The organism is Halorientalis salina, from assembly GCF_005049285.1.
In the GTDB taxonomy this organism is placed as follows: Archaea; Halobacteriota; Halobacteria; order Halobacteriales; family Haloarculaceae; genus Halorientalis; species Halorientalis salina.
On record NZ_SOSC01000010.1, the window covers coordinates 1 to 21,265 of the forward strand.

The 21,265-nt window shown below is 58.8% G+C and carries 19 protein-coding genes; 8 read left to right on the top strand and 11 right to left on the bottom strand.

Annotated features, from left to right (window positions below):
* Window positions 1–209: 209 nt before the first annotated feature.
* A complete protein-coding gene (locus E2481_RS15100; protein WP_136717996.1) occupies window positions 210–935 on the top strand; it encodes an FkbM family methyltransferase in 726 nt (241 codons plus the stop codon).
* Between the two features lie 70 nt (window positions 936–1,005).
* Window positions 1,006–2,136 carry a hypothetical protein gene (locus E2481_RS15105; protein ID WP_136717997.1) on the top strand — a complete coding sequence of 377 codons (1,131 nt, stop codon included), beginning with the start codon at window positions 1,006–1,008 and terminating at the stop codon, window positions 2,134–2,136.
* Between the two features lie 171 nt (window positions 2,137–2,307).
* On the opposite strand, the gene E2481_RS15110 is transcribed toward E2481_RS15105, so the two are convergent.
* From E2481_RS15110 to E2481_RS15135, 6 genes are all read right to left on the bottom strand, one after another.
* Entirely contained in the window at window positions 2,308–3,363 is a 1,056-nt protein-coding gene (locus E2481_RS15110) for a lipid II:glycine glycyltransferase FemX (RefSeq protein WP_136717998.1), read from the bottom strand.
* Window positions 3,364–3,427: 64 nt separating this feature from the next.
* Window positions 3,428–4,675, bottom strand: a complete 1,248-nt coding sequence (locus E2481_RS15115) for a sulfatase family protein (RefSeq protein ID WP_136717999.1) — start codon at window positions 4,673–4,675, stop codon at window positions 3,428–3,430.
* Between the two features lie 32 nt (window positions 4,676–4,707).
* Window positions 4,708–5,832, bottom strand: coding sequence for a DegT/DnrJ/EryC1/StrS family aminotransferase (locus tag E2481_RS15120; RefSeq protein WP_136718000.1), 1,125 nt, complete (start codon window positions 5,830–5,832; stop codon window positions 4,708–4,710).
* 90 nt (window positions 5,833–5,922) lie between these two features.
* A complete protein-coding gene (locus E2481_RS15125) occupies window positions 5,923–6,888 on the bottom strand; it encodes a Gfo/Idh/MocA family protein (protein WP_136718001.1) in 966 nt (321 codons plus the stop codon).
* Window positions 6,885–7,973: a DegT/DnrJ/EryC1/StrS family aminotransferase gene (locus tag E2481_RS15130; protein WP_136718002.1), complete on the bottom strand. Its 1,089-nt coding sequence runs from the start codon at window positions 7,971–7,973 to the stop codon at window positions 6,885–6,887. The genes E2481_RS15125 and E2481_RS15130 overlap by 4 nt, the downstream gene beginning before the upstream one ends.
* Window positions 7,970–8,548: an acyltransferase gene (locus E2481_RS15135; protein WP_136718003.1), complete on the bottom strand. Its 579-nt coding sequence runs from the start codon at window positions 8,546–8,548 to the stop codon at window positions 7,970–7,972. The genes E2481_RS15130 and E2481_RS15135 overlap by 4 nt, the downstream gene beginning before the upstream one ends.
* Window positions 8,549–8,692: 144 nt before the next feature.
* On the opposite strand from E2481_RS15135, the gene E2481_RS15140 reads away from it, so the two are divergent.
* Both E2481_RS15140 and asnB read left to right on the top strand, forming a co-directional pair.
* The gene (locus E2481_RS15140; protein ID WP_169302461.1) at window positions 8,693–9,601 is read left to right on the top strand and encodes an NAD-dependent epimerase/dehydratase family protein; all 909 of its coding nucleotides are present in this window, start codon (window positions 8,693–8,695) and stop codon (window positions 9,599–9,601) included.
* Window positions 9,601–11,544 (top strand): asparagine synthase (glutamine-hydrolyzing), encoded by a 1,944-nt coding sequence (asnB, locus tag E2481_RS15145; RefSeq protein ID WP_136718005.1) that lies wholly within the window; start codon window positions 9,601–9,603, stop codon window positions 11,542–11,544. The genes E2481_RS15140 and asnB overlap by 1 nt, the downstream gene beginning before the upstream one ends.
* Window positions 11,545–11,571: 27 nt before the next feature.
* Here the strand turns inward: asnB and E2481_RS15150 are convergent, their stop codons facing one another.
* Window positions 11,572–12,912, bottom strand: coding sequence for a nucleotide sugar dehydrogenase (locus E2481_RS15150; protein ID WP_136718006.1), 1,341 nt, complete (start codon window positions 12,910–12,912; stop codon window positions 11,572–11,574).
* A gap of 102 nt (window positions 12,913–13,014) precedes the next feature.
* On the opposite strand from E2481_RS15150, the gene E2481_RS15155 reads away from it, so the two are divergent.
* Window positions 13,015–14,136, top strand: coding sequence for a DegT/DnrJ/EryC1/StrS family aminotransferase (locus tag E2481_RS15155; RefSeq protein ID WP_136718007.1), 1,122 nt, complete (start codon window positions 13,015–13,017; stop codon window positions 14,134–14,136).
* Between the two features lie 22 nt (window positions 14,137–14,158).
* Here E2481_RS15155 and E2481_RS15160 read toward each other — a convergent pair whose 3' ends face one another.
* Both E2481_RS15160 and E2481_RS15165 read right to left on the bottom strand, forming a co-directional pair.
* Window positions 14,159–15,967, bottom strand: coding sequence for an ABC transporter ATP-binding protein (locus tag E2481_RS15160; RefSeq protein WP_136718008.1), 1,809 nt, complete (start codon window positions 15,965–15,967; stop codon window positions 14,159–14,161).
* A gap of 288 nt (window positions 15,968–16,255) precedes the next feature.
* Complete coding sequence (locus E2481_RS15165) at window positions 16,256–17,230, bottom strand: NAD-dependent epimerase/dehydratase family protein (protein WP_136718009.1); 975 nt, start codon at window positions 17,228–17,230, stop codon at window positions 16,256–16,258.
* A gap of 120 nt (window positions 17,231–17,350) precedes the next feature.
* On the opposite strand from E2481_RS15165, the gene E2481_RS15170 reads away from it, so the two are divergent.
* The 3 genes from E2481_RS15170 to E2481_RS15180 all read left to right on the top strand — a co-directional run bounded on the left by E2481_RS15170 (window position 17,351) and on the right by E2481_RS15180 (window position 19,119).
* Complete coding sequence (locus tag E2481_RS15170; protein WP_136718010.1) at window positions 17,351–18,433, top strand: guanosine monophosphate reductase; 1,083 nt, start codon at window positions 17,351–17,353, stop codon at window positions 18,431–18,433.
* Window positions 18,434–18,508: 75 nt separating this feature from the next.
* Window positions 18,509–18,871, top strand: coding sequence for a helix-turn-helix domain-containing protein (locus E2481_RS15175; RefSeq protein ID WP_136718011.1), 363 nt, complete (start codon window positions 18,509–18,511; stop codon window positions 18,869–18,871).
* A 2-nt stretch (window positions 18,872–18,873) separates the two neighbouring features.
* Complete coding sequence (locus tag E2481_RS15180) at window positions 18,874–19,119, top strand: type II toxin-antitoxin system RelE family toxin (protein WP_136718012.1); 246 nt, start codon at window positions 18,874–18,876, stop codon at window positions 19,117–19,119.
* Window positions 19,120–19,153: 34 nt separating this feature from the next.
* Here the strand turns inward: E2481_RS15180 and E2481_RS15185 are convergent, their stop codons facing one another.
* Entirely contained in the window at window positions 19,154–20,533 is a 1,380-nt protein-coding gene (locus tag E2481_RS15185; RefSeq protein ID WP_136718013.1) for a uracil-xanthine permease family protein, read from the bottom strand.
* 141 nt (window positions 20,534–20,674) lie between these two features.
* Complete coding sequence (gene hpt, locus E2481_RS15190) at window positions 20,675–21,220, bottom strand: hypoxanthine/guanine phosphoribosyltransferase (protein WP_136718014.1); 546 nt, start codon at window positions 21,218–21,220, stop codon at window positions 20,675–20,677.
* Window positions 21,221–21,265 lie beyond the last annotated feature (45 nt).

Genomic DNA, 21,265 nt, shown 5'->3' on the forward strand with positions numbered 1-21,265 from the left:
TACTGTCTCGGTAGCCGCCGCATTCAAGAAGTCGTCTACCGAAGCTACGTCTTGCAGGGCGTTGGTACTGCTGGACACAGTTTCCAAACCCTGCGGCCTCCCACGGGAGGCTTTCTATGACACGCTCAAAATGCCAAATACAGGCCAACAAGTGCCTTTGTGACATTTTTACCGGCATTTATTAATGACGCAGTAAAATCATCGAACACATGACATTGAATATGTTCAAGATACCCGGAAAGTTTCTATTGAGTCAGATGTCCCACTCGAAATTCACATTTCATTTGCAGTGCTTTGCACTGAATTTCGTTTCTAACCTCCCGAAACATATCCTTGCAGACAAAGGAGATACTGTATTAGCTGCAGGAGTCTGGAGGGTTGAGACAGTCGAAGACTGGGTTGATGCCGTCGGTCCTGACGGCGAGGTCTTCGTCGTGGAAGCCGAGCCCCAGAATGTCGAGATTCTGCGAGTCGAGAAGGAGAGACGAAACTGGGAGAACGTGACGATTCTCCACCGTGCAGTCTGGAACGATTCCGAGGAGATAGAATTCCTCGTGAGCACCAATTCCGCGATCAATCGAATTTCGAGTGCGGAAACTTTCGTTCCTGACCACCCGCCAGAGGAATACCGAGAACGGGTGCCGGTCCAAGCCGACACGATCGACACCATCATTGAGGACGCGAGCGCCGGTGATGTGGACCTCGTCTTCACTCAAATTAGCGGGGCCGAGATAGAAGCCGTCGAAGGAATGGAAGAAACCCTTCGCCAACCAGACATACGAGTGTGGATGCGAGCCACACAGCCCCTCGAAGACGAAGATACCGCCGCAAACGAGAAGATCGCAACGATGCTTCAGGAACGTGGTCTAACAGTTTGCCACGGCAAACATGAACCCGACCGTTACGGAGGAAACGTCTATGCAGCACGACTGTGAACGTTCCTTACAGTCTGGCGGTTTGAATTCAATACATTCATTCGACGGACCAGGTCAGAGGTAACACAGTATGGAGTATTCTTCCGCTGAGATTTTACGTGGAGTTCAAGAAAAGCATCTTCTAGACGACGGTGTTAGCGTCGAAGATGTCGCCAATCGGACTCACAACTACTTCAACCAGCGGGGAGAGTTACAGATTCCTGTTTTAGACGAGAAACGAGCAGCTGAGGAGGGACGTCCAGAATATCCGAACGGTAAGGAATTCGCGGTGTGTCTCACACACGATGTAGACCACATCTGTCCACAAGCACTGAAGCCCCAGATCCGGCAGTTACGGACTACCGTTTCGAATCTCGTGGATAACGAGGCGAGGTCCTCACTGGTCAAGTCGTGTTTGCGGCAGTTATACGCCTTCTCGCGAGCGGCAATGTCTTCCGGGGAATCGGCCAGTGAGACAGTCTCGGGGATTGATGCTATCAGAGACGTCGAACGGAAGTACAATGCACCCTCAACGTTTTTCGTTCCACCGGAGCATTCGCTTGTGGAGTCCAGGTTGGACCCACACATCAGTTATTCAACTTGTATCGAGTACGACGGTGAAACGCGTCCATTCACAGAGGTGATGAAGGAGTTGTTGAAGGAGGGCGTTGAGATCGGTCTCCATCCTTCACTCGGAACATATCGAGATAGTTCAGCACTCCGAACACAGCGCGAGCGACTCGAAACAGTCATCGGTTCGTCCATTGAGAGCGTACGACACCATCGGTTGCAGTATGACATCCAGTCAACGCCAAGCGTGCAAGCGCAAGCAGGCTTCAAATACGATTCGAGTCTTGGGATCAAGGGTGACAACGGTTTTCGATTCGGAACGTCATATCCCTGGAAACTCTATGACTGGACGGATACCGACACGAGTGACGTTTTAGAGATTCCCCTTGTCTTGGACGAAGGGTTCTTGAAACCCGGTCGGGGGGGAATTTCAGACGCCACTTACATGTCGTATGTCGATCACTTCATTAGAGAAGTGAAGGCGGTTTCCGGCACATTAACGCTACTTTGGCATCCGAGTTTCTTCGACGACGGCGGAAGAGTAGCACTGTACGAGTCTGTCTTGGAACGACTGGCAGAAGCGGGGGCATGGTTCACCACAATCGGGCAACTTGGAGCGTGGTGGAACGAAAATGTCCAAAGTCCTAGTTGAAGAATTGGATCGATAGATGGTATGGGAGAGTGTTTCACCATGCATCGGTTCAAGAACGGTCAGCAGGAGGAGCGAGAAAGGTCGGTTTAAAGGCCGTCATTGATTTCACGGTTACGTGAGGGATAGTGAAGGACTGGAAGCAGGACGGCTTCGATGCTAACAGCCGATGGGTTACAGTTCGTCAAACGGAAGCACGTAGAACCATGGGTACTCATTTACTACCTCGTCTGGAGACAACGAAGTAAGCTCACTAACATCCTCATACTGATTAACGAAGTAATAGTACTCAGTCTCTATTGGTTCAAAACTACGTTTGAACTTGTACACACCATCCTGTGTCGTCCACGTCCCACCGAAGTTCCAAGTATCGTACCCTTCCCTGATACCATCTCGCATCGCTTGATAGATCAGATAGTTCATGGGATAGACATCACGGTACTCCGAAATAGTAACGGGGGTGAAATATTCAATCGTTTGTTGGTGATAAAATAGCAGAAGCAGTCCCACAACTTCGTTATCATATTCTGCGACATACACTTTGAAATCGTCGTTTGGTGAGAAGTGAGATTCGAGTTCTCTGAAAAACGCAGGTGGTTTCGGCGTCCCACCGACCGCTTCCATATGTTTCGTATGCTCGGTAATGAGCAGTTCGCGAATGCGCTCGTCGCACGTTCGCTCGGTGACATCAACCCCCTCTTTTTTTGCCTTGCGGATCGCCGTTCGACAGCGTTTTTCGACATCGTAAAGCAGTGTTTCCTCATCGGCGGATTGCGGGAGCGGTTTTATCTGACCGATTCGTGAATCCGTGTAATCTGGATCCAACTCTTCCTGATATATGGTATCCTCCTCAAACGGAGACGTTATGACCGTTGAGAAAACACAGTTTTCTTCACGTGCGACTGACTTGATTGTCGAAAGTAGCTCGGAACGGGCAGTGCTCCGGGTTTCTTGATCAATCTCCGACGAGACCAGAACTCCGCCGTGGCTTCCGAAGAATGGAAGTGAATTTAGAACGTTCCCATATTCATCATTTCTCGTGACGAATGTTGGAAGCGCGCCCACGGGGCGTGAGTCTTCGTACGCGATGAAATACTTCGGCTCATCTCGCATAACCAACTGTAAGTGGTCCCGGTACGCCAACGAATGGAAGAATGTACTGTTTGCCGCGGTATCAAGTACCGACTCATAATCCGACTCGTTGTCTGCTACAACTTGTTCGATTTCCATCAATAGTTAACAGCTGCCCGTTAATTGGAGTTCATTTGATAGCCGACGCGCCTGGAACATGTTGTCAGAGGTACCCGAGGTCTTCAAGTCGTTCCTGGACGATATCCGAATCCGCCCCATCTTTCATCACTCCCACATTTTCAATTTCGTCTTCCAGGATTTTCCGAAGTTCGGCGACAACCTCAGTGTTTTGCTCAGAGACATCAGTGCGTTCATCCGGGTCTGACTTGACATTATAAAGTTCCTCTGTATCGTTTTCAGGGTCCCAGATGAGTTTCCATGTGTCACGGATGACCGAGAAGTTACTGATGGCCGAGATGTCACGTTCAGACGGGTTCTCGTATCTCGTGGTGGCGCTGAATGCGATAGAGGGATAATCGACGGCCGCGGTGTCACCTTCGATTGCAGGAGACAGCGAGATTCCATCGAGGTGATGGTTGACGTCTTTCTCGATCCCAACGGACTCGTACAAGGTGGGCAGGATATCTATCGAACGGACGGGCTCCGTGATGCGGATTCCCGTTTCAGTGCCTAGATTATACAGTATTAGGGGCACTTTCAATACCTCGTTGTACAGGGACGGGCCGTGTAAATCGAAGGCGTCCATGTCTGACCGGTCCTCACGACGTTCACCCCAGGTCTCTCCGTGATCAGCCGTGATTATTATCGCTGTATCTTCCAATAGGTCCTCCCGCTTCAAACGGTCGATGATCGCACGCAGGTACCACTCACTGAAATGTTCGATTGCATTCTGGTACCGGTATTTCATCTCTCGTAAATCGTCCTCGTCATTGGAGCGAAGTTTATCGAGTCCTTCCTCCTGTGCTCGATACCAAGCCTCCTTCGAGTATTTAAGCACGTATGGAAGGTGGGTCCCTCGATAGAGATTGAAGAGGAAAAACGGTTCGTCCCCTTGTTGGGTGATGAAATCCAGAAGGTTCGTTAGGTCGAGTGATTTCGCGTAGTAATCAACATCTTTGTCCCATTGCTCATAGAGACTTTCACTGTCTAGAAAGGCAGCCGTCGTGTATCCTTTCGAAGAGAAGTGTTCAAAAACCGTCTGGACCGGTTCATCGTTTAGGTCGAACTCAGATGAGAAAATGTTCATCCGGTGGGCATATTTGCCAGTTAGATGCGTGGCGACCGAAGGGACCGTCCACGGTGCCGACGACGTGACGTCATCGAATACGACACCGTTGTCAGCAAGTCGGTCAATTTCAGTTGTCAATACAGATTCATTTCCATAACAGCCGAGATAATCCGGGCGAAGGGCGTCGACAGCCAGGTAGATGACATTCTTCTTTCGTGGCATTGCTCTTCCGCAAACCCACGGATGGAGTATTTTTAAATATTCGTGTTATCCGGGTTCTCGTCCCCGTCAGCATCTCTGAACTCGGCCACCGCCGCATCAACAGCGCTTGCACAATTTCTGACGTACTCCTCGCTGACTGTCGAATCTACCCATAGATTAATCGTGTGCAGTGACAACCGAGTTGCTACTTCGACTGGTTCGGCCCCTCCGAACTGACGGTCGATTGGATAGTAGAGGGTACTCGCGTGGAAATCGTCATCGCGAAGTGATGAGACCACATGCTCTCGACACGATTCCGACGGCATTCGGACGCTATACCTGTAGTATGAAGGTTCCCCCAGTGGTGACGGATGAGTCACTGCTGGATGGGATATTTCTGAACGATATATTCCTGCATGACGTCGACGGGTTCGGATTTCGTCCTCGAGACCGTCCATAGCTGCCTCTATATCGGCTATCGAGTCGATTTCGAACCCTTGCATGTACAGCGGACGAAACTGTTCCGGAAGTACCTCAAAGAGTTTGCCCCCACGGCGAAATTCAGATTGATAATCCTCGATAGCATAATAGAGTCGACGGTAGTGTTCCGTCATCCGTTCCAGTACATCCTGGTCTCGGACAGGAACGGCTTTCTCACGCTCGCGGAGTTCGGCAGCTAACTCGGAATTATCCGTCAGAATTGCCCCACCGTGACCGGCGTCAATCGGTTTCTTGTCGTTGAAACTGACGAGGCTCACGTCCCCTCCTGAACCGGGTTGTGGACCGTCGTGGCTAGTGCCGATCGCGTGACAAGCATCTTCTATGAGTTTCACATCGTATTCTTCACAGACGGTCGCGATAGGGTCTAGGTCAAGCGGGTGTCCGAAAAGGTGTACCGCTACCACAGCATCCGTATCGGTACTAATGACGTCTTCGAGTGCCGCACTATCCAGATTGTAATCTGACGCCCTGACATCACAGAACTTCGGCTGCGCTCCCCCGTAGATGCAACTGTAAACGGCTGAGGGACACGTGTAGGCCGGGAATATGACATCTCCGCCGTCACACATTGCTTCGATGGCAAGTGCGAGGCCGGTCGTAGCCCTCCCAAAGAGAACGCACGCTTCTCGGTCGAAGTAGTCCGCCACACTGCTGGCGAGTTCACGTCGAGAAGTCATTTATCGTCCCTCCCAGTGGACGCCTGAGACCTTCTGTTCGGGCGAACGAGAGCTGAAGCCATTTTCTGAAGGCCATTGCGAACGGGGACATCATTCTCTAAGAATCCTATCGACGATACGTGATGCACACCTGATGGCCTCGATACCGTCTTCCCCGTCGACGCGCGGTTTGGTTCTGTTCCGAACACACGCCAGGAAATGTTCAATTTCGTTTTTTAGGGGTTCGCGTGTGCTGACGAATGGACGCTCGGTTATTTTCTCCATCCGATAGCCACTCTGGTTCTCCAGTCGCGTCATCTGTTCGACTCCACGCCGTTGAATGCGGATGGACTGTTCTTGATACTTGAGTTGGATGTACTTTTCCCGTGTGGTGATGTCCAAACGCCGGACCTTTCCGTGAGTTACGTGGCTAGACGTCGCAGTTGCAACTACACCACCCTCGAAGTTCATCGTTGCCACTGCGTGGTCGATCTCTTTGGAGTAGGTCGTCGTTCCGACCGCGTTCAGCGACGTACAGTCCGCATGGACGATATTCCGGATGATGTCGAGATCATGAATCATCAGGTCGTAGACGACGCTTTCCTGTGTCAGATGCTCGTTAAACGGGCCGAGCCGATGCGCTTCGATAGCGATCAGTTCCTCATCGGAGAGGATGTCATCTAGCAGTTCTACTGCCGGGTTGAAACGCTCGATGAGACCGACTTGCAGAATGGCATCGTTTGACTTTGCAGTGTCGACAATAGCGGTTGCATCCGCAACAGTCATCGCGAGTGGCTTCTCAACGAGGAGATCTAGTCCCATTTGGAGACAGGTTTCGGACACCTCGCGGTGGCGATGGTTGGGCACAGCCACCGTTGCCGCATCGGCTACGGCGATATCCTCCGGCGAATCGAGAACGGTAACATCGTACGTATCACGGACTTCTGCTGCTCGGCTCGCATCAGGTTCAACGACTTCGACGAGTTCTGCACCAGGGAGTTCGTCGTACACCCGGAGGTGGTTTGCACCCATGTTACCGGCGCCGATGACAGCCACTGGAACGGTCTTCGATGTCATGACTCTCTTTGAGTTCGGTTGATAGTATTGCCAATCCGTTCGATGTCAGCTTCCAACAGCGTCGGATGGGTTGGGACTGAGATCACCTGCTCACTTAGCTCCCTTGCTATTGGATACAGACCACAGTCGTCATACACATGTTGGCTCGAAATCGGTGTTGGGTAGTAGATGCCATACCCGATGTCGGCCTCTTTTAGACGGGTTTCGAGATGGTCACGTAGGGGCGAGGTGATCGTGTACTGGTGGAATGCGTGGATTCTATTCTCAGGTATGTAGGGGGGAGAGGCGACGGTAGATTCGTGGATTTTTGTAGTGAGAGACCGAGCGTTCTCACGTCGTTTCTCGATCCAGTCCGGGAGCCGTCGTAACTGCTCCCTGCCGATGGCCGCGTGAACATTCGTCATCCTAAAATTGTATCCTATCTCCACATGCTCGTACCGACTGGTACGGCCGTGGTCGATGAGACGCCGTGCTCGATCGGCCACCTCGTCGTCATCGGTCGTGATCATCCCGCCCTCACCGGTCGTCATGTTCTTCGTCGGATAAAACGAGAACGCCCCAGCATCACCCAGTGACCCAACCATCTCGCCGTCGAACGTAGCGCCATGGGCCTGGGCAGCGTCTTCGAACAGTTGGAGCCCGTATTCCCGGGCGATGTCCCTGAACGCGCCCATGTCTGCCGGAAGCCCGTAGAGATGGACCGGCATGATCGCCATCACGTCGTCGCGTTCGGCCAGTACGTCCCGGACGGCGTCGGGGTCAAGGTTGAACGTATCGCGCCGTACGTCGGCGAAGGCTACCTCGGCACCCGCATGTCGAATCGCGTTTGCGGAGGCGATGAACGAGAACGGCGTCGTCAGGACGACGTCGCCGTCACCGATCCCGGCCGCCTCAAGCATCGCGTGCAGCGCTGTCGTTCCAGAGGACGTCGCGATAGCGTGGTCGACGCCGACGTACTCGGCGAACTCGGCTTCGAACTCGCGGACCACCGCACCGTCGGCGAGCATCCCCGAGTCCAGTACGTCACAGACCGCTTCCTTGGCGGCTTCTGAGACCTGTGGGTCGGCGATGGGGATCTCAGTCATAGATCGTTCTCACCAGCCAGTTCCGGCGGGAGGTCCTGGACCGTCGCTGGGACGCCCGCGGCCAGCATCCTCGCCGGCACGTCGTCAGTCACCACGGCACCAGCGGCCACGAAGGCCCCTTCACCCACGGTCACGCCCGGCAGCACAGTCGCGTTCGCGCCGACGGAGACGCCGTCTTCCAGCGTCGGTCCCGTCAGGTCGACGTCCTGCCGGAGGGGATACGGGTCGTTCAACAGCGTCGCGTTCGGGCCGAGGAAAACGTTGCTCCCGATGGTCGTGTTCCGGGGGACGTAGACCCCCGTCTGCATGCTGACGTCGTCGCCGACAGTCGTCGCCCCATCGACCACCGCCTGTGTGCCGACGAGGACATCGTCACCCACGTGGGTCTCCTCCCGAACCAAGGCGTGGTGGCCCGTCGTAAACGAACGGCCGGCCGTCACGTCATCGTAGACGATAGTCCCTGCTCGAATGACGCTTCCCGGGCCAAACTCCGGCGGGGCCGTCTCGTCATCGTAGGCGACGCCGACCGTCGCGCCATCCGAAACGACAACGTCCGGCACTGTCTCGTCGTCCATGCTTCGTTGCCTGTGGCCTGTAGTCGAGTACGTATGTGTATTTCGCCCGAGTGGACGGGAACGAGAGAGATGTCGAGGGAGGGAGTTCGGATGACCCCTCGGGGGACCGAAGGTTCTAAGCGGATACTGAACGCAATCCCGCATATGGATATTGCCGTCTTCGGCGCGTCGGGCTTCGTCGGCCGGAACCTCCTCGACGAACTCGCAGACACACAGCATCGCGTTCTCGCCTGTGACATCGAACAGATCGACCACGACGCAAGCAACGTCGAGTACCGCGACGTCGACATTACCGACGAGCAGGCCGTCGAAGACGCGGTCGGCGACGCCGACGCGATCGCACATCTCGCCGCCCATCCGTTGCCCGCCAGCACCGACGACCCGAAACTGAACGCCGAGATCAACGTCGTCGGGACGTTGAACATCCTCGACGCGGCGCGTGAACACGACGTCGAGAAGGTCTTTTTCTCCTCTGCATCCTCACTCGTCGGCGAGGTCGAGACGGTCCCGGTCCCCGAGGACCATCCGGCGAGCCCGCAGTCGCCCTACGGCGTCGCCAAACACGCCGTCGAGGAGTATCTGGAGGTGTACAATCAGCTGTACGACCTCGACTATCTGGTCTTTCGTTTCTTCAACGTCTACGGCCCCTACCAGTACCCGGAGTCGGGCGCGCTGGTTCCCGTCGTTCTCTCGCGCCTGTCAGATGACAAAGGCGTCTTCGTCACCGGCGACGGCCAGCAGACGCGGGATTTTATCTACGTCCGGGACATCACGTCGTTCATCGTCGAGGGCCTCGAGAGCGACGTGAAAAACGAGGTCGTGAACATGGGTCGTGGCACCGATACGGCGATCCTCGACGCCATCGAACTGATGGCGGACGTCGTCGGCGTCGACCCGGACATCGACCGCAAGCCCGAACGACCCGACGAGATCGACGACTTCTACGCCGACACCAGCAAGTGTGAACGGCTCTTCGGTCGGACGCCGGACACCGAGTTCCGTGACGGACTGGAACGGACGTTCCAGTGGCTGACGGAGGATACCGACCAGTAATGTGCGGTATCAGCGGCGTCGTCGGTATCGAGGACCCGTCGCTGCTCGACGAGATGACGGACTGTCTCACCCATCGGGGACCCGACAGCCGCGGGACGTACTGTGCCGATGGGGTCATGCTCGGCAGTCGGCGGCTCAGCATCATCGACCTCGCGGGCGGCGACCAGCCCATCTACAACGAGGACGGCGACGTCGTCGTCGTGTACAACGGCGAGATATACAACTACCGCCAGCTCCGCTCCGCGCTCGAAGCGCGAGGCCACAGCTTCACGACCGAGACCGACACCGAAGTCCTTGTCCACGGCTACGAGGAGTACGGCATCGACCTCTTCGAAAAGCTCAACGGGATGTTTGGCGTCGCTCTCTGGGACGAGACCGCCGAGCGCCTGCTGCTCGCGAGGGACCGCGCCGGCATCAAGCCGCTCTACTACGCCCCGTTCGACGACGGGTTCGCCTTCGCGAGCGAACCGAAGAGCATCCTCGAGAGCGGGCTCGTCACCCCCGCGGTCGACACCGAGGCGCTCCAGTACTTCCTCCAGCTACGGTTCTCACCGTCTCAGACGACGCTGTTCCAGGGTATCGAGACGGTGCTTCCCGGCACCGTCCTCGAACTGGAGCGTGAGGGAAGCGAGTGGACGCGAACGGACCACGAGTACTGGCAGCCGTCGGCCACCGGACGGGAGCCGCCGTCGGACCCGGCGGCCGCGGTCGAGGACGCGCTGTACAACGCCGTCGAGCGGCAACTGGTCAGCGACGTTCCGGTCGGGTTCTACCTGTCGGGTGGCCTCGACACCAGTAGCGTCGTGGCCATGGCGTCGGAGATCAGCGACGACCCCATCCAGACCTTCTGCATGGGCTTCGAGGACCAGGAGTGGGACGAGCGTGCCGACGCGCGCGTCGTCGCGGATCACTTCGGAACGGACCACCACGAACTGACGCTGGACGGGGACTTCATGCAGGATTTCCCCGAGATGATCTGGTACGCCGACGAGCCAAAGCGGAACCTGTATCCGTACTACGTCGCCCAGGAGATGCGCGAGAACGTGAAGGTCGCCCTCGGCGGTCTCGGTGCCGACGAGTTGTTCGGTGGGTACATCTACCGCTACAGTCGCTTACAGGAGTATCAACAGCTTCGTGCCACCGAGACAGCGGACAGCAAAGCCGCCATCCGACAGACCGCAACGTCGGTGCTCCAGGACCATCTCGCCGCCGCCGACCTCGAATCCGACGATGCGCTCAAAGACACCTCGCTCCAGCGCCACATCGACGACCCGGCCCGCCTCTACGTCCTGCTCAACAACAGTGACGTCATCGGCGACATCGAGGTGTTCCGGGAGCGGGCCTTCAGTGATGGGCTTCCCGACGATTTCGTCCCTGCGGACTGGGTGCGCCAACGCGCCACGAGGGTCGACGACGGGTCGCTCGTCGAGCAGGCCTTCGACTGGGATTTCAGCATCAAACTGCCGGACGACTTCCTCCTCGTCGAGGACCGGATGAGCATGGCCCACTCGCTCGAATCCCGCGTCCCGTTCCTGGACAACGAACTCGTCGACCTGGCACTCTCGCTCCCGCTGTCCGAGAAGTTCGGCTCCGGGCCCATCGACGGGACGGCCGGCAAGAAGGTGCTACAGGAGGCCATGCGTGACAGACTCCCCGATGCAGTGTTCGCCAAGGACAAACAGGGGTTCACCATGCCGACCTTCCCCTTCGTCAGAGACGAACTGTTACCCCACGCACGGAGTATCCTCGATGACCCACACATCGTCAGGGAGGGATACGTGCAGGAATCGTACGTACGGACGCTGCTGGAACAGGACCCCACGGAAGCGCTCACACCCCACTACAAACTCCTCTGGAAACTCGTCGCGCTGGAGATCTGGTATCAGATGTACATCGTCGAGGGTGCAGTAGGGCCCAGCGGGATCGAGCAGCACTACAGCTGACTGGCCCGGACAGCGGGAAGGGAGGGTCTAGAGGTCAGTCGTTCCGTCACCGACGCGGGCGTACGTGAACCGGGACGTCTCGTCGGTCTCGAAGAAGCTCCGCCCGTCGACGAGCACCGGCGTCCGCATCGCGTCCGCGAGGGCGTCCAGATCCAGCCGTTCGTACTCCTCGTGGCCGGTCGCGAGTACGACGGCGTCCCACGCGCCGTCGAGCGGGTCGTCGACGGCACTGGCCCTGGTCGATTCGATCTCGGCGGGAGCGAGCAGGGGGTCGTGTGCGGCGACGGTCGCACCCCGGTCGCCGAGCGCATCGATGACGTCGAAGGCGGGCGCGAACCGCGTCTCCTCGACCCCGGGTCGATACGTGAGTCCGAGGACGAGGACGGTCGCGTCGTCGAGTGAACGCCCCGCCGCGCTGAGGAGCGATTCGGTCACGGCGACCGTGTGGTCTGGCATCCCGTCGTTGACCTGCCGGGCGGTTCGCAACAGCGGCGTCTCCTCGGCCCGGTTCATCACGAAATGTGGATACACCGGGATACAGTGGCCGCCGACGCCGACGCCGGGGTCGTGGATGTCACAGTACGGCTGGCTGTTGGCCGACTCGAAGACGGCACCGGCGTCGAGCCCCCACTCTTCGCAGGCCTTCGCGAGTTCGTTCGCCAGCGCGATGTTGACGTCCCGGTAGACTCCCTCGAACACCTTGACCGCTTCCGCGGCGGTCGCGTTCGGTTGCTCGATGACGCCGGGGTCGTTGAATTGTCGGTAGAGTGCCGCCGCAGCCTCGGTCCCCGCCTCGCTGAGGCCGCCGACGATCTTCGGATACGACTCCGTGAGGTCGGTGATCACGCGCCCCGACGACGTTCGCTCCGGACAGTGTGCGACGCCGAAGTCGACCCCCGCAGTCAGATGCTCGGGTTCGACGGCCTCGGCGAACGCGCCGGCAGTCGTTCCCGGCGGGACGGTACTCTCCAGGATGACGAGGTCGCCGGCCGCGACGCCCTCGCTGATGGTCTCGGCGGCGGCGAGTACCGGACCGAGGTCGGGTTCGTACTCGTCGTCGACGAGCGTGGGAACGAGAACGATGCTGACATCGGCGTCACGGGCGGCCGCTCGACCGTCTGTCGTCGCCGTCAGACGGGACCCGGCGTGTCTGTCCAGCAGACGCTGTAGTCCGGGTTCCGAGACGGGGGAGCGCCCGTCGTTGATCGTCGCAACCGTCTCTTCGTCGATGTCGACACCGGTGACCGTTGCACCGTTGTCGGCGAGCACTGCCGCCAGCGGCAGTCCCATTTTGCCGAGTCCGAAGACGGCGACAGTGATCGGAGCGAGGTCGTCGGCGTCGACGAGGTCGGCAGTCGCGAGTTCCATCTTCGCCGAGAGTTACCCGTCAGCACGGTAATCACTTCTGGTCGTCCGGAGAGTGCGGTGAACCATCACAGCCAAGTACGCACTGGCGCATGCTACGAGCAGATGACGGACACAATCCCGCTTATCGATCCCGTAGTCGGTAACGAGGAACTGGAGAACATCGAAGCCGTCCTCGACTCCGGCTACATGACACAGGGGCCCTACGCCGAGGAATTCGAAGACGGGTTCGCCGAACGGGTCGGTGTCGACCACGCAATCACGGTCACGTCCTGTACGACCGGGATGGAACTCGCCCTCGAAGCGCTGGGCGTCGGTCCCGGCGACGAAGTACCGCTCCCCGATTTCACGCACCCCGCGACCGCGAATGCCGTCGTCCGCGTCGGTGCAGAGCCGGTTCTCGTCGACGTCGATCGCGACACGTACAACATCGACATCGATGCGCTGTCCGATGCCGTGACCGACGAAACGGGCGCCATCCTCCCCGTGTCGTGGGGCGGCCAACCACTGCCGACAGCGCCCATCAACGACATCGCAGCGGCCCACGACGTCCCGGTCCTCGAAGACGCCGCCTGTTCCTCCGGTGCCGAATACGACGGGTCCCCGGTCGGCTCGCAGTTCGACGTGAGCGTGTTCAGTTTCCATCCCCGGAAGGTCCTGACAACCGGTGAGGGCGGGATGATCACCACCGACGACGACGACCTCGAAGAGACGGTGCGCAGCATCAAGAACTTCGGGACCGACCAGCGCGAGGGCGAGATCGGGTTCGTCCGTGCGGACGCGACGAACTTCAGGTTCAGCGACATCCTCGCCGCCGTCGGTGTCGCACAGCTCGACCGTCTCGACGACATCGTTGCCCGTCGCCGCGAGATCGCACATCGATACACGGACCTGCTGGCGTCGGTCGATGGCGTCACACCCCCGACAGAGCCGTCCGAGGCCGTCCACAACTACCAGAGCTACTGTGTCTACGTCGAAGCCGGCGACGAAACCACGCGTGAAGAACTCATCGAGCTCCTCGCCGAGGAGGACATCGAGAGTCAGATCGGCACCTACGCCGTCCACCAGACCAGCGCCTTCGCGGATGCGAAACGTATCGGCGACCTCGAGACGTCCCGTTCGCTCTATCACAACCTGCTCACGCTTCCGGTCGCACACGGCATGAGCGACGCCGACCAGGACCGCGTCGTCGAAGCACTGGAAACGGCACTCGAAACCGTTCGGTGACGGTCATTACAACCGCGTCGTATCACTCGCCCCGGGACTGAATCGCGTACAACTCGGCGTACTGCCCGCCGCGCTCGATCAATTCCTCGTGTCGGCCGGCTTCGATTATCTCACCGTCATCCACGGTGTAGATGCGGTCGGTGTTCTTTACGGTCGAGAGACGATGTGCAATCCCAATCATCGCATAGTCCCACTCCATTCCCTCAATGGAGGCTTGCACCTGCTTTTCGAGACTCGAATCGAGGTCGCTGGTCGCTTCGTCCAGCACCAGGATATCAGCGTCTTTCAAAAGCGCACGGGCCAGAGCAACACGTTGTCTCTGTCCGCCAGAGAGACGAACACCGTCATCGCCGAGTTGGGTATCGTAGCCCTCCGGCATATCGTCGAAGAACTCGTCAACCTTGGCGATTTCACAGACCCGGTCGAGTTCCTGCTGAGATACCGTCCGATTCCCGATGGTAAGGTTGTACCTGAGTGTGTCGTTGAACACGAACGGATCTTGGCGAACGACGGCGATACGTGACCGCCACTCGTCGATGTCCATCTCGTGAATCGGCCGCCCGTTGGCTCGGATCTCACCTGCATCGGGTTCGTACAGCCGCGCCAGCAACGAAACGATAGTCGACTTTCCGGCCCCCGACTGACCGACGAATCCGATGAACTCTCCTTTCTCGAACTCGAACGAGAGTTCGTCTAGTGCTGTCTCTTCCTGTTCCTCATACGAGAAGCGCACGTCGTCGAACTCGACGGTTCGAACCTCGTCGGGGACCGGTTCCGAATCGGACGTCGGTTCGCTGTTCTGTTCAAGTTCGTCGATGAATTCCTGGGTCCGAACCAGATGTGGGAGGGTGTTCTCGATCTGGTAGGCCGTCGAGTTCAGGCCACTCGCTTTCGGCCCAAGTCGGAACATCGCAAACAGGAACACGCCCAGCGATCCCAGGGACATCTCCGCGAACGAGATTGCTAAGTAGATGAGAATAAACACTGAAATAGCAGTCAGCAGATTGTAGAAATTCTGAATTGCCTGCTGGTTCCGTCGTTGTCTGATACTGAACTGTGCGTACTGATTGACAGCCTCTAAGAAGTCGTCAAACAGTTCCTGTTTCAGGCCGAAGAGTTTCGTGTCCCGGATACCCTGTGTCCCTGCTTGAGCGGTCTGCTGGACGCATTCATTCGCCGTAGCGACTCTATCACCGAGTTCGTATCCCGATTCAATAACGTTCCGAAACAGCACTGAAAACCCTCCGAGAAACACGATAGCAAATAGCGCTAGTCTCGGAGCCAGCACGACTGCGGCACCGAGATACATTAGTGCCAAAAAACCCTGCTCGATGAAGTTGACAACATGCTGAATGACTCTACCAGCATACCGTACCTGAGTGACCACAGCGTTGAGGATGTCGTCTGACCCTTCATGATCGAAGTACGCAATGCGTGCATCAACCGCGTTGTTGAAAGATTGTTTTTGCATCGCTCGCGTGTAATCGACCGACAATGCGCCTCGCAGCCACCGGACGGCAAACGTTAGCGTCCATCTGACAGTCAAGACAGAACTAACGCCAGCGACGACATATCCGAGCGTAAACGGGATACCAAGGAACTGATACGCAGAAACGAATAGACCCATTGCACCATCGGCCTGTTGTGCTGGGTCACCAGGAGCCTGTACAATTTCGACGATAGGTAAGATGAAACTTAGACCAATACCTTCTAACAGTGCAGCGAAGATACCTCCAACGATAATTGCGATAGTAAAAACCGGTCTGTATCTTGCAACCCGTAGTAGGGCATGGAGTTGCTGTCGACGACCGATTTCCTCGGCCTCACTCATTGTTTGTGCTTGTACGGTCGTTATTTATAAACACTGCGAGGTAACTGGAAGGTGATAATGCATAAGACAACAAAATCGCATCTACTCCTGGTATGATCTTCTAGATAATTCTCCCCAAGCGTAGTCAGTGAATTTCAGGTAGGCGCTCACAGATTTGCCGAGAGCGATTATCACCGCCAGCAAACAAAGATAGGAGAAAACACGCCATCCAATCGTTAATACGGAGATGTATATGCAAGTAGTCACATACTCAGGGATATACATCCTTACCGGTGAATATTAGATATCCTACGATAGCAGGGTTCGAATCGATTCTCTCACCGACTCACTCGCCTTCCAGCCCAACTTCTCGCGGGCCGATGCGGTCGACACTTGGAACGTATCGACGAGTGTTTCGTTCCCACGTGGATTCCCGACTAGTTCGATATCCGCGTCGATGCCACGCTCCTCGGCGGCAATCTCTGCAACCCACTCGGCCAGCGTCATCACGCTCGGGTCCTCGTCGCTCGCGACCTCATACTTCTCCACCCCGGTCTCACCAGCATCCAACTGCTCAATCATCTGCTCGCCGCTCCGCAGGTACGCCCGCGCAACGTCTTTCACGTGCACGAAGTTCCGCGACTGCGTACCTGGCTCGTACACCGTCAGCGTCTCTCCGGCCAACGCGCGGTTGACGAAGAAGTTGGTCACCGTCCCTTTCGAGACCGACTGGCCACTGATCTCGTGTTCCCCGTACAGGTTCGAGATCATGAACTGGTGGGCCGGGAACGCTCCGTCGGCGAAGTCCTCGATGGCCCGTTCGCTAATCAACTTCGTCCGCCCGTACCAGTTCATCGGGTCCCGCGGATGATCCACGGTGATCGGGAATTCCTGGGGATCGCCCAGCACGGCCATCGAGAAGGGGAAGATCAGCCCCGCTCCCGTCTTCCGGCAGAACCAGGCGACGTTGTTCGTCCCCTGGACGTTGGCCTCGTAGGCCAAGTCCGGTTTCTCCTCGCAGTCGTCCACCCCGGAGATCGCAGCCAGGTGCATCACTACGTCCGCGCCCGACAGTGCCGCTTCCAGCCGGTCACGATTGCGAATGTCGACGTGTTCGACCGGGACGTCGCCGATCTGGCGAACGTCGCCGAGGTAGAAGTTGTCCAGTGCGGTGATCTCCCAGTCGGGGTGTTCGTCCTGGAGGACCCGAACCACGCGACTGCCGATGTAGCCCGCGGCACCGGTGACCGCGACGGTAACGTTCGATTCCGGTGACTTCGTCATACCCAGGATGTCGGTACGCCGGTATATACGCGCCGTGGTTCGGACCACGCCGTCCAGACGGAGCCTATGACACCGGATCGAGAGGTTTAAGACTGCGACACCACTTCGAAATTGTCGGCTATGGACGAACTGCGAACGGGACTGAGCTACGGTGACGTGTTACTCGTGCCACAGCGGTCTCCCGTCGACAGTCGGAGCGACGTCGACCTCTCGACGAACCTCACGCCGGCCATCGAACTTGACACCCCACTGGTGTCGGCGGCGATGGACACGGTGACCGAGGCCGAACTGGCCAGCAGTCTGGGGCAGGCCGGCGGCGTCGGGACGATCCACCGGTTTCTCACCGTCGAACAGCAGGCCGAGGCGGTGGCGGACGTCGCCGCCGATGGCGTCCCGGTCACGGCCGCCGTCGGCATCGACGAGGACTACGTCGGCCGCGTGGAGGCAATCGTCGAGGCGGGCGTCGACGCCGTCGTCGTCGACGTGGCACACGGCCACTTAGAGCGGACGCTCAACGCTGTGGCCGACATCCGGGGCGAGTTCCCCGACATCGAGATCGTCGCGGGGAACGTGGCGACGCCGGCCGGCGTCGAGGACCTCGCCGCGGCGGGTGCCGACTGCGTGAAAGTCGGGATCGGTCCCGGTTCGCACTGTACGACCAGGAAAGTCGCGGGCGCGGGCGTCCCCCAGTTGACGGCCGTCGACGACTGTGCCGAGGTCGCCGAGGACCTCGGCGTGACCATCTGTGCCGACGGCGGCATCCGCACCTCCGGCGACGCCGTCAAGGCGCTAATGGCCGGGGCCGACACGGTGATGATGGGCAGCCTCTTCGCCGGAACGGAGGAAGCCCCGGGCGAGACCATCGAGGTCGACGGGGTCCGGTACAAGCGCTCCCGCGGGATGGCCACGACGACCGCGGCCGAGGAGCGCGGCGACAAGGAGGAGAACGTCACCGCGGACGAGGGCGTCGAGGGACTGACCCCCTACAAGGGAGAAGTCGCCGACGTCGCCGAGGAGTTCTGTGCGGGCATCAAGTCCGGGCTGTCGTACTGCGGCGGCCACACCATCCCGGAAGCGCGCGCGAACGCCGAGTTCATGCGCGTCGCCGGCAGCGCGAAAGAGCGGGAAGGTGCCCACTCGGACCACGAGTGGGAGTCGGTCAGCGTCGACAGCACGAAACACGCCACGGCCGACGACGACTGATACCGGAAATCTCGAATTCGTAGACCGTTTTGATTACACCAAACGGTTATCACTCCTGCGTGAGTATCCGTCTGTATGGCGACGCAGAACCGCGACGACAGCGGGCAGTTCGGCGAGAAGATGCGCAACCAGGACATACTGAAAGCGTTCGACTTCGAGGCGAGTGCCGACGACCCCTACCTGACTGTCAGTGAGGTTCGGGCGGCACTGACCGAACACTGGGACATCGACGTCACCGACGAAGCCGTGCGGACGCGCTTAGAACAGATGATCGAAGAGGAAACGGTCCAGCGGCGGGATTTCGGTCCGGGCGTCGCGTATCGGGCACTGGTTGGTCCGCGACTCGATTCGGACCTCGAAGACGAACTGGAGACCACTCGCGAGGACGCATGGGACGATAGCACATCGATCGATGACCTCGACTTCGACAGCCAGTGACGATGCACGTCGAGTTGTCGGACCGCGCCGAGGAGTGGCTAGAAAAGGCAGAACCGGACGTTCGTGACCGAACACTCTCGAAGATTCGGGATGCAAGTGACTTCCCGGATCACTATCTTACACGTCTGAAAGGATCGACGTTCTACAAGCTCCGTATCGGAGACTACCGCGCTATCGTCGACGTGAATCGGGATCGCGACGCAATGCTCGTTCGTCGAATCGGCAAACGTGAGGGATTTTACGAGTGAGGACCGTCAGGCTCCGTACGAGTGACGTGTAGCGTCAGTCGTCGCTCGAGACGAGTCCCATCGATTCGGCGGGCGTCTCACCCGGCTCGGCGTCGAACAGCGGGCTCTGCTCGCCGGGAACGAACGTGTTCAGGATGAGCGCCGACATCGCGGTGAGGATGACCGGCTGGCCGAAGAACGTCTGAGCGGCCGAGGGGAGCCCCTGGAGCGCTTCGGGCCGGGTGGCGACGCCGAGGCCCAGGCCGAGCGAGACGGCCATGATGACCATGTTCCGGCGGTCGAGGTCGGTATGCAGGAAGATGAGCCGTGCGCCGCTTGCGGCGACCATCCCGACCATCAGCAGGACCGCACCGCCGAAGACGGCACTGGGGATCGTCGTGACGGCGGCTCCGACCTTCGGACTGAGACCGAGCAGCGCGAGGATGACGCCCCCGATGCCGACGACGTGGCGGCTCATCACGCCGGTGAAGTTGACGATGCCGACGTTCTGGGAGAAGGAGGTGATCGGGAAGGCGGCGAAGGCCGACCCGACAGAACTGAGCAGCCCGTCGGTAAAGAGGCCGCCGCGGAACTCCTCGTGCGTCGGGTTTCGGCCCTCGGCGGCCGTGACGCCGGACATGTCGCCGACGGTCTCCATCGCCGAGACGAGGAAGAGGAACGCGAACGTGACGATCGGGACCGGCTCGAAGGCGAAGCCGAACTCGCCGGGTCGCGGGACCGCGAACCAGCCGGCCTGTCCAACGGGGCTGAAGTCGACGACGCCGAGCGCGACGGCGACGGCGTAGCCGATGGTGATGCCCGCGAGCACCGAGAGGAGTCGCGTGACGCCGCTCGTGAACATGTTGAGCACGACGGCGATGCCGAGAACCAGTGATGCGAGACCGAGGTTCGTGAGCGAGCCGTAGTCGGCGGCACCGACGCCGCCGGCCGCGTAGTCCATGCCGACCGGGATAAGATAGAGGCCGATGATGACGACCACCAATCCAGTGACGAGCGGCGGGAAGAAGGGACGGATACGCTTGAACTGCCAGCCGACGAGGCCTTCAACGACGAAGCCGGTCACGAGAATCGAACCGAAGACCGCTCCCAGTCCGTAGCTCGCGCCGATCGAGGAGGCCGCGCCGACGAACGTGAAGCTCGTCCCCATCACGATCGGAAGTCGCGACCCCACGGGGCCGATGGCGTAGGTCTGGACGATCGTCGCGATCCCGGAGAACAGCAGCACCATCTGGACGAGATACGCCGTGTCGGCACCACTGAGACCGACAGCGCCGGCGACGATGTACGCCACGGCGGTCGCCGGGACGATCATCACCGCGACGTGCTGAATCCCGAGCAGAATCGACTTCGGCAACGGGGGCTTGTCGTCGACTTCGTAGTCGAGATCGATCTCACCCTCGGTCTTGGTTCCCATCTATAGCCGTTTCCAGCGGACATCGTATCATAACGGTTTCGTTATCCCCTCAATCCAGGGATTTCACCGGGTTTCGGTCCGGATTCTCGAAGATGAAGAACTATAAGAAAATGTGAATTTTCGGTCGGAGCACTGCTTCGGTCAGTGGATCGTAACCTCGCCGTCGTCGACGGTGATGTCGATGAGGCTCTCAGCGTCGTACTCGGTGTCGTCGAGCGCGGACTCGCCGACCTTCCGGATGACCACCACGATGTCGCTGATCTCCGCCCCGATATCGTCGAGCGCGTTGCAGATAGCGGCCAGCGTCCCGCCAGTCGACAGCAGGTCGTCGACGATGAGCACCCGGTCGTCGGGTTCGACGTCGTTGATGTACATCTCCGATTCGGAGTAGCCCGTGGACTTGTGCAGCGCGACTTCGTCGGGGAGGCCGTACGAGCGCTTGCGGATGACGACCAGCGGGATGTCGGTCTGCAAGGAGAGCGCGGTCGCCAGGTGAATGCCCATCGCCTCGGGCGCGACGATCTTGTCGACGTCCATGTCGGCCCGCTGGATGACCTCGACGACGACCTCCCGGAGCAACGCGGGGTCGAGCATCGGCACCCCGTTGCTGATGGGGTGGACCATGTACTCGTAGCCGTCCTTGTCGATGATCGGGGCCTCGTGTAACGATTCCCGCAGGCGTTCCATAGCCCCGGTTCGGGGGAGTCTCGGAAAAGCGAATCGTTCCCGACC